The organism is Sorangium sp. So ce204 (genome assembly GCF_051526795.1).
Lineage (GTDB): Bacteria > Myxococcota_A > Polyangia > Polyangiales > Polyangiaceae > Sorangium > Sorangium cellulosum_B.
This window is the reverse complement of sequence record NZ_CP150317.1, coordinates 12,216,125-12,230,524: the sequence shown is the minus strand read 5'-3', so window position 1 is coordinate 12,230,524 and position 14,400 is coordinate 12,216,125. Positions and strand designations below refer to the sequence as shown.

Sequence of the window (14,400 nt, the reverse complement as noted above, 5' to 3'; positions counted from 1 at the left end):
CGGTACGGTGTCGACGACCACGAGGGCCTGAGTCCGCTCGTGTTCCCGAGAGCCCCACGCGCAGCCTCGCCCCCTGACTGTCGAACAGGCGAAGGCGGCGCCCCAGGTGGCCGTGCTCTCCGCGATGGCGCACGGACAGAGCGAGGCGGCGGAGGCGATCGGCGAGGCATTCTTCGCAGCGGCGGCCGGGCTCGATGAGGAGCGCCGGGCCGTCTATGGGGATCTGATGCTATCCTCGCTGAACGCAGCGGCGAGGCGGAGGTTGGAGGCGATGATGAAGAGCGGTTACGAATTTCAGAGCGAATTCGCGCGCGGCTACGTGGCGAAGGGCCGGCAGGAAGGCCGGAAGGAGGGAATCCTCGAAGCCAAGGCACACGACGTGCTCGCCTTCCTCGAGGCGCGCGGGCTGGAGGTCCCCGCCGAGGTGCGGGAGCGCGTCCTCGCGAGCGCCGACCTCGACGAGCTGGACCGCTGGCTCCGCCGCGCCGCCGTGATCAGCGACGCCCGGGAGCTCCTCGCCACGACCGGCTCCTGAGAGCGCCTCGCGCACCAGGAGTTTTCTTGGCGCCCTTGGCGGCTTGGCGGTTCGCCTCACCGGCCGACTTCCGGCAGTAGAGCCACGGCGCCCGAGGTGAGTCAGCTGGCGGGAGCTCTCCGGGACCGGCGCTCGCCGGTCGGGCGGGCTCGGGGTCGTCCCGTCAGGGATCCGCGAACCCCGCGCTCAGGGCGATTCCCTGTCATCGCTCGCCTCGCCGTCTCCCGGCTCGCTCTCCTCCGACTCGCCGTCTCCCGGCTCGGACTCCTCGGACTCGCCGCCCTCCTCCCCCTCCTCTTCTCCTCCGCCGTAGGCGCCGCGGGAGGCGGGGAACGGCGCATAGTCCTTCATCTTGTCGGTGCCCGCGTACCAGTACTCCGCGGCGGCGCGCAGCCTCCGCTCGGCGTTCACGACGAGGGTGTACGCGGCGTCGCGGAGCTTGCGCGAGCGCACCGCCTCGAGTGAGAGCTTCTTGTCGGCGAGTATGCGCGCGAGCAGCGGCGAGAGCTCGCGGAGGCGCTCCGCCGCGGCGCCCTCGCCGCGAGGCGCCTTCTGAACGGCCTCCGCGTGCTCGGCGCAGAGCAAGAGGAGATCGGAGGCGTCCTGGACCAGATCCGCGTCGCCGCTGCCCGCCCGGATCGCCATGAGCCGCTTTTGCCCTTCGGGGCTCTTCTTGAAGCGGAGATTGAAGAAGCGGAGCAGCGATTGCTTGATCTGGACGGCCTCGGCGGCCGGCCCCACGAAGGCCGCGGCGGCCCGCTCCTGGCGCTGCTGCGCCGCTTGCCAGCGCGATTGCACGACGCGCAGGAGCTCGATCTTCTCACGAAGCCCTCCGATCTCCTCGCGCGTGAGCGGGGGCTCCCCCTCGGCGAACGGCGTGCGCACGAGATCCGCCGCGTCGCGCTCGGCGGCGAGCTGAATGCGGCTCGACCAGATGACGCGCCGAGCGAGCTTGCCTGGAAAGAAGGAGGCGTCATCGCCGAGCGACTCGGCCTCTCGGAGCAGCTCGGCCTCTCGCTCGGCGCTCAGCGTGAACTCGGGCGCACCGCCCGATGATCGGCGCGCGCCTCCGGCGTCGCTCGAAGCGCGCAAGCTCTGGGCGTTCTTGGTCCTGGATGAAGCGGCGGTGGGTGCCTTCGGTGCCATGGCGTTGACATCTCTCCTTGTCGAGGTCAGCGCCCCTCCGAGCAGAGGCGCGGTCGCTCAATGAGGAAATCGGCGGCGCCGAGGATTCGGGTCACAGGAGAGCACGATACCGACGATCTCGTCACACGATCGCAAGGAGACAGCGGCGCCGCGCAAGCGGACACCGAGGCTGCGCAGCAGCGGTGCAGCAGCGGCAACGGCCATGCGCAGGCGTCGAGCCATGGCAACCCAGGGCAGCAACCGGGCGTGCAGAGGGGCGCTGAGGCTGCACAGGAACCGCGCGATCGTACGATAGGACACATCAGTGGGTGCGCAGGAGGGTCGCGAAGGCCGCGCAGGAGCCACGCGATCGTACGATAGGACACAGCAATGGGTGCGCGGGAGGGTCGCCCGGGCTGCGCAGCAGGGCGCCGAGGCCGCGCAGCAAGGTCGCCGGGCCTGCGCAGCAGGGCCGCCGGGGCTGCGCAGCAGGGCGCCGAGGCCGCGCAGCAAGGTCGCCGAGCCTGCGCAGCAGGGCCGCCGGGGCTGCGCAGCAGGGCGCCGAGGCCGCGCAGCAAGGTCGCCGAGCCTGCGCAGCAGGGCCGCCGGGGCTGCGCAGCAGGATTGCCGGTGCCGCGCAGGAGGGCGTCGAAGCCGCGCAGCAGGGCCGCCGGGACCGCGCAGCTCGTTCCGTCGCGCTCAGCGCACCAAGCCCGCCCCCCTCCACCCCCCAACGGTCACCAACGTGGCCGTGAACGTGAAAGTGGACGTGGACGTCCACGACGACGTTGGTGACTGCTGGGGGCTTGGTGCGCTGAGCGCGAGGGAACGAGCTTGGTTGACGCCGAGGGGGGCTTCCCCCCTATTTTTCCGCGCTCGCTTCCTTGAGCGGCGGCGGCAGCGCCGGCAGCCCCGGCCGCGGGCGATACCCCGGCTTCCGGTACGACAGGATCGGGATCGCCTCGTTCTTGTACGGCGCGCGCTCCCCCGGCTTCGGGCACTGATCTCGCACCCAGTACACGTCGTACGCCACGATCTCGTCCTCCGGCCGCCCGGTCCGCTCATGATACCTGAGCAGGTAGTCCTGGAGACCCGGCTTGCGAAACGCCTTGTTCCGATCGAGCCGGATCCGGTTGAAATAGTCCTGCCGGATCTGCCCGAGCCCCAGCCCCCGCGCGTCGGAGAGGTTCAGATCCGGCGGGAGCCCCGTGAACGGATCCACATGCCGGCCGTCGACCGTGATCGCGTCGACGCTGATCGACCCGTCCTCCGTGATCGGGTTCGGCGCGAACATCCCCCAGCCCTGGAGGATGCGCGGATACACGATCGTCGCCTGCACGAACTTCGGCTGAGTGTGCTTGAGGAACGCCGGAACGCTCTTGTTCTCGTTGATGGCCTGGCTCACCGCGCAGAGCCCGAGGTACGCGACGAGCGCCTCCCGCGCGATCGTCCTCCCGCGGGCGAAGCGCTCCGCGAGCGGCGACGGGCTCTCCCCCCCGCCAGCACCCCGCCCGCGCGGCGCCCGATCCAGCCCGAAATACCGCGCGATCCCGTCGCGCCGCCGCGAGACGACCCCGAGCAGCGCGCCCGGCGCGCCGAGGGCCAGCGCCCAGACGAACGGCCACGCAAAGCGACCTCCAGGGAGCGCCCGCACGATCTCGCGCAGCGCCGCCGCACCGCGGAACACCCGCCCATCCGCCGGGTCGCTCGCGTCGCGCACCTCGAAGAGCTCCGGCCGGAGCTCCCCTCCCCCGTCCACCTCCGCGCCGCCCGCCGGGACAGCGCGCGCCTCCTCGAACCGGAGCAGCTCCAGCGCGTCGAGCCGGACAAGCAACCGCATGAGCGCGAACGCGAGCGGCGAATCGCCGTCATAAACGACGACCCGGGGCTCCGCGCGGCGGCGATACCACCGCGCGAGCGCGTCCCAGTGCTGCGCCGTGGGCAGCAGGAACGACCAGGCGATCATGAACCACGAGAACGGGCCGAGGCGCATCATCACCCCGAACGTCCCGTGCAGGGCCCACATCCCCCCCATCGCGAGCGCCCGCGTGAAGCGGCGGCCATAGGGCGAGAGGATCCACGTGATGAGCAGCGCCTCGAGCACCAGCACGCCCCAGGTGAGCCCCTTCGTCGCCCAGAAAGGGATGAGCTCCCGCGCGAGGACGGCGATCCCGGTCACCATGCGATCGAGGTGCAAGACGTAATGCACCGTCTCGCCGCGACGCCAGATCTGGCCCGACTTGTTGACGACGTTGAAATAATAGATGGTCGCCAGGTTCAGGATCGCGAGGAGCACGACCCCCGAGACGTACGGCCGCTCGGCCCACTCGGGTCGCCTCCGATCCGCGAGATCGGCGGCCGTCCGCTCCCGCCGCTCGCGGAACGAGCGGATCAGCGCGTCGACGGAGAAGCGCCTGCCGGTCGGCATGAACATGGCCCAGCAGGTGATGATGTTCACGACGACATAGCCGCCGTTCTCGATCATCACGATCCGGTTGTCCCTGCTCGCCACGAGCACGAACGACAGGATCGAGAACAGCCGCGTGTTCCATCCGACGAAGAAGCAGAGGAAGCAGAAGAGCGAGAGCGCGAACGCGACGTGGACCTCTGCCGTCGACGAGAACGCGTGATACAGGCTGAAGTTGTATCCGCTGCTCGGGTGGAAGAGGTGATAGTGGTTGGTGAGCACCCCGTCGTTGCTGTAGATCCAGCTCGCCTCGGCCCAGTGGCGCACGCAGTCGGCCGACAGGAGGAAGCCGAGCACCAGCCTGAACAGGCCGAGCGTGCGGACGTCGATGGTGCAGTAACGCTCCTTGATCCATCGCCCCACCCGCCGGAGGCGCCCCTCGGCCGGACGCCTCGGCGCCCCGCCCCCGGGCGCCGGCGGCGCGCCCTCGCCGCGCGGCGCGCTCTCCGGCGCTTCGCCGTCGCCGGACGGGACATCCCCTGTCGGCGCGCCTTCACCGGGCGGCGCGCCTTCACCGGGCGGCGCGCCTTCACCGGGCGGCGCGCCAGCGCCACTTCCGAGCGCCGCGTCGGATTCCGCGGCGCCCGGGTCCTCGTCAGGCCGACCCATCCGAGCGCCTCACTTCGGCTTGCCGTGGTGCCGGAGGACGCTCGGCGCGATGGGTAGGCCCCGCTCGCCCAGCTTTCCCAGGCCGCCCCGCGAGTGCGAGAACAGCTTGTCCCGCTCGAAGCTGCTCGGCGCGGGCTCGCCCGGCGCGGGGATCGGCGCCGAGACCCAGTACGCATCGAAGCCCGACAGCGACGCCTCGCGCCCTTTCCCGGACGCCTGGGGCCCGCCCTTCGCGAGGTAGTCGCGGAAGGCCCGCTGGTAATCGGACCACTCCGGCCGCCGGATGCGATCGAGGTAATCGGACCAGAGCTGGCCGAGCCGCGCCCCGGAATGCCCCGCAGGCTGGAGCCGCGGCTCCTCCCCGGTCAGCGGATCGATCGGCTCCGACGCGCGCGTCTGGCCGTCGATCACCATCAGCGCGTTGTCCCGCGGCGGCTCGGGCGCCATCACGTTCCACCTCGCCAGCATGCGCGGCCACGACGCCACGCCCGCGAGCACCGCCCCCTGCGGGACGGCCGCCGCGCCGGGCAGCGGGTTCTCCTTCGCCGTCTGCGCCAGCACCGCGGCGAGCACCACGAGCACCGCCGCCTCCCGCACCGACCCCAGCGCGAGCCGCGCCGTCCGCACCGCCGGCGCAGGGACTTCCGGAGCCGGGCCCGCGTCGCCGCCGTCCGCCTCGCCCTCGTCGGGCAGCGGGACCCCGCACGCCTGCCGCCCCAGGAGCTCGCTGATGCGGTGCCTGCGGGCCGCGACGACGTCGTAGAGCGCGTTCAGGAGGTGCGAGACGCCCGGCAGCTTGAGCGGCCAGGCGAGCCAGCCGAGCGGCAACGCCAGGAGGCCCTCGGTCACCGCGGCGCCCCGCGTGTACACGCGCCCCTTCCGGTCGATCGCGAGCGCCGTCCGCTCCACGAGCTCCGGCGTGACCTCCTTCGGCATCGGCACGCGCTCCTCGGCCCCCGTCTGGTTGCGGACGTAGAGCTCGTCGAGCGTCACATTGCCCTGGAACGTCAGGTGCTCGCGCAGATCGAGCCGCTTGACCAGGCGCGCCAGGAGGAGGCAAACCCCGCAGTCGGCGTCGTACACGAGCGTGCGCGCGCGCCCCTCGCTCCAGGAGCGCTCGTACACGTCCCAGAGCTCACCGGGCAGCACGAGCGGCGCGGCGGCGGCGAGCGCCCAGCCGAACAGCCCGAGATCGAAGAAGACCCCGAGGATCAGCCCGTGCAGGACCATCAGCGCGGCCGCGACCCCGCGCGTCCAGCGGAACAGCGCCGGGACGAAGAGCAGCGCCGGGATCGCGAGCTGCATGGCCCACGTGCCGAACGTGAGCCCCCGCAGCGTGCCGAGCGGCAGGACGTCGCGGAGCCAGGTGCCCGCGTCGCTCGCCAGGCGCTCGGCGTGCAGCGCATAGTAGAACGCCGTCCCGTCGCGCCACGCCTCGCCGCGCTGCTGGAGCGCCGTACAGAGGTAGATGAGGGCGAGCTGGAGCAGCACGGCCAGCGCGGCGAGCGACGCCGGCGACCACCCCGGCAGGCGCGCGGCCGCGATCTCGGCCTCCGAGGCCCTCGACCTGTCGTTCAGCTCCGTGTCGCGCTTCTCGTCCCGCAGGGAGAGCGAGGCGCGGAGGCTGTCGAGCGACAGGCGGCTCCCGCACGGCAGGAACGCCGTGAGCGCGAGGATCGCGATCGCCGCGTAGTTGCCGGCGTTCTCCAGCAGGACGTTCCTCGACGTCAGGCTCACCAGCACGAGCACCGAGAGCACGTGGAAGACGCGCGTCCGGTGGCCGATGAGGAACAGGGCGTAGACGACGAGCGCCAGCGAGAAGGCGAAGTGGGCCTCTCCCTCCGTCGAGATGGCGTGGAACAGGCTGAAGACCTGCTGCTTGCCCCGGAGGTTGAAGAGGTGGTTGTGGTTCGGGAGGACGCCCTCGTTCGAGTAGAAGTCCCGCACCCATCGCCACCGCCCGAAGAGGTCGGCGAGAAGGACCAGCCCGAAGGTGATGCGAAACAACCCGAGCGAACGGGCATCAAGACGCAAGAAGTGATCGCGAAGTGATTTCACGGAGAGTCCTCGACACGGAATCCGTAATCCGATGCGTGCTCGAGCTCAGGGACGCTCGGCTTACGCAAGAGCAGGGAGCGCACCGTCCAGAGATCGCCGAAGACGCGGTAGCGCAGCGCGGTCTGGTCGAGGTAATCGACGCCCGCGGAGCCGCCCGTGCCGGTGCGCCGGCCGATCACCCGCTCGACCATCCGCGCGTGGCGCTGCCGCCAGATGAGCATGGCCTGCTCCATCTCCAGGATGCGGTCGAGCACCTCGCGCGGCCACGCGAGCCGGGGCAGCTCGCGGTAGCTCTCGATGAAGACGATCGCCGCGCGGACCGCCCGGCGCTTCTCGCGCGTGGCCGCGTCGGCCGCCGGATCGTCCTCGGCGAGCAGGAACGCCTCGGCGGCCGCGCTCTCCGCCTCGTAGCGCGCGCGGAGCCGCTCGACGTCCGGCGGGGTGAGCGCCTTGTCGATCGCCATCTGGACGCGGCGCTCGTTCTCCTTGCGCATCGAGCGCGTGTAGCTGCGCAGGAAGCTCATGACGCCTTCCGGCTCGCTCGATCCGTCGATCGGCGTCCGCGAGAGCCACTCGTCCAGGAAGTGCTTGAGGCTCGGCCCGCTCGCGAGCCTCGCCTCCACGCGGCGCGTCGCCGCCGAGGGCGCGCCGTCCGCGGTCTTGAGCGCCTCCTTGTAGCTGCCCTCCCGGCCGAGCGGGATCCGGAGCGCGTCGTCGAGGCCCAGCAGGAGCTCGATCTCGCGCAGCTGCGCCGACTGGAAGCCGCTCGCGGGGATGAGGCGATCGCGGAAATCGAGGTAGTCGCGGGTCGTGAGCGTCTCCATGACCCGGAAGTGCTCGATCGCCTGCTCGAAGATGGTGACGATCCGCCGGAACGAGCGCGCCGCGAAGGCGAGCTTCTGATCGGGCACCGGGTTCTGGCGGAAGAGCTCGCGCGCCGAGGTGAGCTCCCGGAGGATGAGCTTGAACCAGAGCTCGTAGATCTGGTGGACGACGATGAACAGGGCCTCGTCGTTGCCGACCTTCTGCTCGTCGTCGTCGAATCCACCCTGGAGGGCGAGCAGCTCCTCGACGTGGATGTAATCCCAGTAATTCATGTCCTTGGTGATTCGAGAGGCGCCGCCAGCGGCGTTCGCGCGGGCGTGTTCGCAGCAAGGGGTGCGCCCGCGCCACGAGCGGCGCCGGGAGTCTACTTCCCGCCCCCCAGGAAACGGAAGGGCCTGGCACGGGTCGCACGGATTGCGCGCCTGCGCAAAAAGCAACGGGATGCGCCGCCGGGCGAGCGCGCGCGGCGTGGCGGAGCGCGCTCGGCGTGGCGGGGCGCACGCGGGCGGCCTCCACCGCGGAGCGCGCGCTGCGCGCTCAGGGCGCGCTCGCGGCGCCGGGAGGCGGATCGGCCGGGGCGCGCCGCACGCCGTCGGGGCCCACATCGACGGGCGGCGCGTAGCTCTTGAGCTCGGCCCGCTCGTGGCTCGCGCCGCCCGCGGCCTCGATCACCACGACGCCGACGTCCGGGCAGAACGTCGACACGTAGCGCGCGGGCCTGTCGCCGAGGCGCTCCTCCACGGTCTGCACGCACCCGGTGAACCGCCCCGCGGGCACCTCGATCGTCACGTCGACCGCGGCGATCCGCGCGCGGCCGCCGTGCTCGCCGGTCCACGTGGTCCCGGGCGCGATCGGCTCCTTGAGCACGAAGACGCCCGTGTCGCCGCGGATCACGCCCTCGCTGGTGAACTCGAAGCGCTTCACGCCCGAGGGGAACCGGAGCTCGCCGCGGCGCGCGTCCGCGCGGTGCACGCGCGCGACGAGGAGGCCCTGCTCGCCGCCCTCGCTCAGGGTCGCGTAGTGGTAGATGTGCCCGTCGACGAGCGGGAAATAGCGCTCGGCCCGCGTGCCCGAGGCGGCGCCCCGCTGCCCGTCGGGCGCCGCGTTCCACGCCGCGGGCCGATCCGGGCCGGGGGCGCCGCCGCAGGCGATCAGCGCGAGCGCGAGCGCGGCGAGCCAGCGCGCGGGGGGGCGGCCTGAGGGACGTCCGGGCTCGGCGTTCACCGCGCTGCCTCCTCGGTCGTCACGGGCGTCACGGGCGGGGTCGTCACGGGGCCGCGTGGCCGTGGGACCAGTACCAGAGCGCGAGGAACGCGAGCAGCGCCATGGCCGCGACGAGCAGGACGACGGCCAGCGGGTCGGGGTCGATCCGGCGCAGCAGCGCCCGCGCCGCGCGGCGGATCTCGTCGCGCTCGGCCTCCTTCGCGAGCCGCCCCGCCTCGGCGCGGACCAGCGCGTAGTCACCGCGCTCGAACGCCTGCTCGAGGCGCTCGATCTCGGGATCGCGAGGGCGCGCCGGCGCGTCGTCGCCGGGGGGCGGCGCCGCCTTCTCGCCGCGCCGCTTCCCGCGCTTCTTCGGCGGGCGCCGCGGCTCGGCGTCGGCCTGCGCGTCCGGCGGCGAGCCGGGATCCGGCTCGGGCCGGGCGTCGGTGTCGGCCTGCTCCGTGTCGGTCACGTACAGCTCTCGGTGGTGATGTGGGCCATGGCCGAACCCGCGGCAGATCCCCGGGACGGCGCAGGCTACCTCAGGCCCGGCCGCGCGTGCCCGAAAAAGGCCAGAAAAGCCGCTGTCCGCCGGCGTTTGCCACCGGCGGGCTCTCCGGGCGCTCCGGTGGCGAGCGCCGGGCGCGCGGCGCGCTCATCCGATGCGCCCCGGCCTACTCGAACGGCAGCCGGTTCCGCTGCCGATCGACCTCGGCCGGATCCGGGCGGTCTCTCCACGGGACCATCGCCTCGCCCTCGCCGCTCACCACGCAGCGGAGCGCCTCGCAGGCGGCCCGGTAGTACGCCTTGCGACCGCAGCCGACGGCCTTGAAATGACCGCCGAGCTGCTCCTCGATGCGGACGTCCTTGTCGGCGCAGTCGAGGTCGGAGGTGGCGCGCGCACGGACCATCGGCATCGCGTTCGACGGCACGTTGGACACGCTGCACGCCAGCGAGAGCGCGCCGGCGAGGAGCACGGCGAGGGGGGCGAGGGCGGTGAGGGCGGCGAGACGGGGCGGGCGCACGGCGGGAGCGTAATGCACCGTTCGGCTCGAAATCCCGAGAAATGAACCGCGGCGAGCCGGCGGCGAGCCGGCGAGCCCACCGCGCTCGCCCTCGCTCCCGGCGCCCTCCGCCTCTCGCGCAGCCTGGCCCGCCCGCTCGGCCTCGGCGCCCGATCCGGGCTGCGATCAGAATTGAAAGTAGACGAACGGCACCGCGGCCGCGCTCGCCGCCTCGTGGAGCCCGATCGCCACCAGGAACAGCAGCGCGCCCTGCACCGGCGCAGGCGCCGCGATGAAGGCGCCGCGGGCGCGCTCGTAGAGGCGCTCCGGCACGTAATGGGACAGGAGCGCGACCCCGAGGAGCGCGACGAGCACGGGCGGGAGGTTCGGGTGGAAGGTCGTCAGCGTGCCGATCTGCCGCAGGATGAGCACGGCCTGCGAGAACGTCGGCACGCGGAAGAAGATCCACGCGAAGCAGACGTAGTGGAACGTCAGCAGCACACACAGCGCGCGGAGGGGGACGCGGGAGAGGGGCGAGCCCGCTGTCGCGCCCCCGCGCTCGCCCTCGCCGGCCGGTCGACGGCGCTGGACCGCGCGCTGGAAGGCGCGCGTCACGGCGAGGCCGAGGCCGTGGAGGAAGCCCCAGAAGACGAAGTTCCACGATGCGCCGTGCCAGAGGCCGCCGAGCAGCATCGTGATCATCAGGTTGCGGTACGTCGCCAGCTCGGAGCCGCGGTTGCCGCCGAGCGGGATGTACAGGTAGTCGCGGAGCCAGGTGGAGAGCGAGATGTGCCAGCGGCGCCAGAAATCGGCGAGGTTGTGCGCCTTGTACGGCGCGTCGAAGTTCTTCGGGAACCGCACGCCGAGCAGCAGCGCCGAGCCGATCGCGATGTCGGTGTAGCCCGAGAAATCGCAGTAGATCTGCGCGGCGTAGCCGTAGACGCCCGCGAGGACCTCCAGGGCCGAGTAGTTCTCCGGGCGCTCGAACACGCGGTCGACGAGGTTGAGCGCGAGCTGGTCGGAGAGGACGACCTTCTTCACGAGGCCGATCGCGACGAGGAACAGGCCCTCCCCGCCCTCCTCGAGGGTGAGGCTCGGGGCGCGCTCGAACTGCGGGAGCAGGTCCCGCGGGCGGACGATCGGCCCGGCGACGAGGTGCGGGAAGAAGGAGACGAAGAGCAGGTAGCGGAGGTAGCTCTTGTGCGGCGGGAGCTCGCCCCGGTACACGTCGACGACGTAGCTCATCGACTCGAACGTGAAGAACGAGATGCCGACCGGCGGCAGGAGCACCCGGAACGCGTGGCCCACGCTCGCCGGCTCGCCCGTGAGCAGGGCACGGAGCGCCGCGGCGTTCTCGAGCGCGAAGTTCCAGTACTTGAAGAACCCCAGGAACCCGAGGTTCAGCGCCACGGTGGCGATGAGCATCGCGCGCCGCGCCCGGGGCCGCTCCTCGCGGGCGATCGCGCGGGCGAGGAAGAAGTCGACCGTGGACGAGGCGAAGATGAGCGGCAGGTAGCGCCAGTCCCATGCCGCGTAGAACCCGTAGCTCACGAGCAGCAGGAACACGAGGCGCGGCCAGGCGCCGGCGTACCGCACGAGCGCCCACGATCCGACGAAGACGGCGGCGAAGAACTCGGCGTAACGGAGGGTATTGAAGAGCACGGCCGGTCGGAGCCCGGGTCAGGGTGCGGCGAGGGGCGCGGCGCGCGGCGGGGCCGAGCGCGTTGTCGAGGAGGAGCGGGCTACCCGGACGGTAGGGGGCCGTCTACCACAGGGAGCGCGGCGCGGTCGCGCTCCTGGCGCGGCCCGATGGCGCCGCGCGGTCGCGCTCACAGCGCGGCGCCCTGCGGAACGGCTCGAAACGGTACGGAACAGCGCAGAACAGCGCGGAACAGCGCGGAACAGCGCGGAACAGCGCGGAACAGCGCGGAACGGCTCGGAACGGCGCCGGGAACGCGACCGCGCGGGGCCGCGTTCCAACGGCGCCATGGCGCCGCGCCCTGTTGAACGGCGCCCCGCGTCGTGCCAAGGATGGAGTCGATGCTGGGTCGCCTGATCCTCGGGGTTGTGAAGGGGCTCATCGTGGGGGGCCTGCTGGGCTTCGCGCTGGCGAAGCTCGGCTTCGCCGCGCCCATGGCGATCGTCGCCTACCTGGCCGCGGCGCTCGCCGGGGTCCTCGTGGGGCTGATCGCGGGCAAGCCCATCTGGGCGAAGGACGCGAAGATCGAGGCGGGGATGAAGGCCTTCGTCGGGGCGCTGCTCGGCGCTGGCCTGATGTACGCCGCGCGCAGGTGGCTCACGGTGCCGGTGCCGGTGCCGCTCGGCGAGCTCGGGGGCGCGAACCTGTCGCTCGGCGAGGCCGCGGGGGGCACCGGGACGTTCGGCGGCCTGGCGATCACGTCGCTCGCCGCGATCGCCGCGCTGCTCGGCGGCTTCTACGAGGCCGACAACGACCCCTCGGACGAGGAGAAGCCGGGCGCGAAGCCGGCGGTGAAGGCGGCGGCCGGGGGCAACAACAAGCGCATCGCCGCCTCCGCCGCGGCGGACGAGCTCGACGACGACCTCGAGGTCGAGCCCGAGAAGAAGCGCGCGAAGAAGTAGCCGGTGCCGTTCGCGCGGGCCCTCCTCTACGCGGCGTCGCTCGGCGCGCTCGCGCTGGTCGCGCGCTCGCTGCTCGTCGCGCCGGTGCCCATGGCGGTCGCGGGCGCGGCCGTCGCCGGCTACCTCGCGCTCGTCCTGTGCGGGGTCTTCTTCCTCGGGCTCGGCATGTTCGTCGACGTGGTGAAGCGCGGCCCGCCCGGCGCGCGGGGCGTGGCGCTGACCTTCGACGACGGGCCGAGCCCGGAGCACACGCCGGCGGTCCTCGCGCTGCTCGACGAGGCGGGCGTGAAGGCGACGTTCTTCGTCATCGGCCGCAAGGCCGAGGCCCACCCGGAGCTCGTCCGCGAGATCGCGGCGCGGGGCCACGCCATCGCCCTGCACAGCCACGCGCACGACCGGCTCTTCTCGCTGCGCTCGGCGCGCCGGGTCGAGCGCGACCTCCGGCAGAACCTCGACGTCATCGAGCGGATCACCGGCGCCCGCCCCACCCTCTTCAGGCCGCCGGTCGGCCACACGAGCCCGCGCATCGCCCGCGTGGTGGACGCGCTCGACCTCGACGTCATCGGCTGGTCGGCGCGGGGGTTCGACGGGCTCGCCGGGGCGGACCCCGCGCGGGTGGCGGCGCGGATCATCCCGGGGCTCCGCGACGGGGCGATCGTGCTGCTCCACGACGCGGCCGAGCGCGACGACCACGCGCCCGCGGGGCCCCTGGCGCTCCCGCGCATCCTCTCGGCGATGGAGAGGCGCAACCTGGTCGGGGTCCGCGTCGACGCGTGGCTCGACGACGGCGCGCGGGACGACGGCGCGGCGTAGCCCACGCGGCGTTGCTCGACGCCTCGCTCTTCAGTACACCCGAGGCGCCGAAGGAGGAGGCCAGTCCGCTGCCGTCGGCCTTGAATTTCACGATGGCCAACGCCGGCGACTCGGGGGCGGTCGAGACGAGCCCGACATAGGCATTCCGCCGTGGATCGGTGACGATCGCGAAGGCCTCCTGTGTTGTTCCCAGCCCGAGCGCGTCCAGGTCGACGGAGGCGTAGCCGCTGTCCGCGCCGAAGCCGGTATCATGGGACCACGCCATCGCCCCCCTCGATGAAGCGGATGACGTTGGCGCTGCGGGAGCTGCCGATGCTCCCGACGACATAAACGAACCCGTCGCGCGCCGTGGCGGCGAACGTCTCGTAGACATAGAAGGGAATGCTGATGTTCTCGAACGTGGGCTCCGACCCGGGCTTGACGTCGCCGAAATAGAGCCCGTCGGCGTCTCGCGTGGAGGTCAGCACGCGATGCAGCTGGCGCTGCTCGGAAAGATGAACGAGCTCCAGACGTCGCTGCTCCCTCCGTTCCCGAAGGGGATCAGCGTCGAGCCGGAGGGCGCCACCTGCGCGACCCGGAGCCGCGTGATCGGGGTTGCTGTCTCTCTGTCGCCGTGCCTGGTGCGCACGATGATGTTCTTGTGGTCCTCGTCGATGTAGGCTCCGAGGATCCGAACGTAGCTGGTGCCGCGGTCGATCGGGAGGACACCCCGCCCGTTGTGGAACCCTTCCAGTCCATCGAATGCCGGGGCGAACGCGGGGTCGAGCGCTCCCTCGGGGGTGAGGATCGCGACGAAGGCATCCGAGTCGTCCGGCGGCCGAGCCTGTCGTGTTGAGCGTCGGCTCGTCGATGCCAAAGAGGGCGTTGCAGCCCAGGAAGCATGACGTGAGCGCGACGCCGATCCCTACGCAGGTTCCTGCTGAACGCGCGGAAATCATGGTGCTCTCCGATCTCAGAATACACGATGGGCGGGAATCCGAGGAATCGCGATGGGTCGGCGCCGCGGAACAGTCCCTGGCGGAATTTCTGAATTACGGAACCACGCGAAGCCGACGCCGGGGGTGCGGGGCGGAGCCCGAGGAAACCAAGTCAGGGCCGCCCGCGTGAGGCCGCCGAGGAGCGGCGCGGAAGTCCGGCCCGCCATGGCCGGGACTTCCGGC

Annotated in this window: 13 protein-coding genes; 3 read left to right on the top strand and 10 right to left on the bottom strand. The window is 72.1% G+C overall.

Going from position 1 to position 14,400, the window contains the following annotated elements; all coding sequences use genetic code 11:
- The first annotated feature begins 106 nt into the window (after positions 1-106).
- The gene (locus tag WMF22_RS46310) at positions 107-535 is read left to right on the top strand and encodes a hypothetical protein (RefSeq protein ID WP_438033901.1); all 429 of its coding nucleotides are present in this window, start codon (positions 107-109) and stop codon (positions 533-535) included.
- A 186-nt stretch (positions 536-721) separates the two neighbouring features.
- Here the strand turns inward: WMF22_RS46310 and WMF22_RS46305 are convergent, their stop codons facing one another.
- The 8 genes from WMF22_RS46305 to WMF22_RS46270 form a co-directional block, all read right to left on the bottom strand.
- Positions 722-1,681 (bottom strand): ATPase, encoded by a 960-nt coding sequence (locus WMF22_RS46305; protein WP_438033900.1) that lies wholly within the window; start codon positions 1,679-1,681, stop codon positions 722-724.
- Between the two features lie 841 nt (positions 1,682-2,522).
- On the bottom strand, positions 2,523-4,736 hold the full coding sequence (locus WMF22_RS46300; RefSeq protein WP_438033899.1) for a hypothetical protein: 2,214 nt from the start codon (positions 4,734-4,736) through the stop codon (positions 2,523-2,525).
- Positions 4,737-4,745: 9 nt separating this feature from the next.
- Positions 4,746-6,794 carry a DCC1-like thiol-disulfide oxidoreductase family protein gene (locus WMF22_RS46295; RefSeq protein ID WP_438033898.1) on the bottom strand — a complete coding sequence of 683 codons (2,049 nt, stop codon included), beginning with the start codon at positions 6,792-6,794 and terminating at the stop codon, positions 4,746-4,748.
- Entirely contained in the window at positions 6,791-7,891 is a 1,101-nt protein-coding gene (locus tag WMF22_RS46290) for a tryptophan 2,3-dioxygenase family protein (RefSeq protein ID WP_438033897.1), read from the bottom strand. The genes WMF22_RS46295 and WMF22_RS46290 overlap by 4 nt, the downstream gene beginning before the upstream one ends.
- A gap of 265 nt (positions 7,892-8,156) precedes the next feature.
- Positions 8,157-8,843, bottom strand: a complete 687-nt coding sequence (locus WMF22_RS46285; RefSeq protein WP_438033896.1) for a hypothetical protein — start codon at positions 8,841-8,843, stop codon at positions 8,157-8,159.
- A 43-nt stretch (positions 8,844-8,886) separates the two neighbouring features.
- Positions 8,887-9,294, bottom strand: coding sequence for a hypothetical protein (locus tag WMF22_RS46280; RefSeq protein WP_437296217.1), 408 nt, complete (start codon positions 9,292-9,294; stop codon positions 8,887-8,889).
- Positions 9,295-9,496: 202 nt separating this feature from the next.
- Positions 9,497-9,847, bottom strand: a complete 351-nt coding sequence (locus tag WMF22_RS46275; protein ID WP_438033895.1) for a hypothetical protein — start codon at positions 9,845-9,847, stop codon at positions 9,497-9,499.
- A gap of 165 nt (positions 9,848-10,012) precedes the next feature.
- Complete coding sequence (locus WMF22_RS46270) at positions 10,013-11,488, bottom strand: MBOAT family O-acyltransferase (protein WP_438033894.1); 1,476 nt, start codon at positions 11,486-11,488, stop codon at positions 10,013-10,015.
- A 378-nt stretch (positions 11,489-11,866) separates the two neighbouring features.
- Here WMF22_RS46270 and WMF22_RS46265 point away from each other — a divergent pair, with 378 nt between their 5' ends.
- Positions 11,867-12,427, top strand: a complete 561-nt coding sequence (locus tag WMF22_RS46265; protein ID WP_438033893.1) for a hypothetical protein — start codon at positions 11,867-11,869, stop codon at positions 12,425-12,427.
- A gap of 3 nt (positions 12,428-12,430) precedes the next feature.
- The gene (locus tag WMF22_RS46260; protein ID WP_438033892.1) at positions 12,431-13,240 is read left to right on the top strand and encodes a polysaccharide deacetylase family protein; all 810 of its coding nucleotides are present in this window, start codon (positions 12,431-12,433) and stop codon (positions 13,238-13,240) included.
- Positions 13,241-13,488: 248 nt separating this feature from the next.
- On the opposite strand, the gene WMF22_RS46255 is transcribed toward WMF22_RS46260, so the two are convergent.
- The gene (locus WMF22_RS46255; RefSeq protein ID WP_437296209.1) at positions 13,489-13,707 is read right to left on the bottom strand and encodes a hypothetical protein; all 219 of its coding nucleotides are present in this window, start codon (positions 13,705-13,707) and stop codon (positions 13,489-13,491) included.
- Positions 13,701-14,096, bottom strand: a complete 396-nt coding sequence (locus WMF22_RS46250) for a hypothetical protein (RefSeq protein ID WP_438033891.1) — start codon at positions 14,094-14,096, stop codon at positions 13,701-13,703. Before WMF22_RS46250 ends, WMF22_RS46255 begins: the two co-directional genes overlap by 7 nt.
- Positions 14,097-14,400 lie beyond the last annotated feature (304 nt).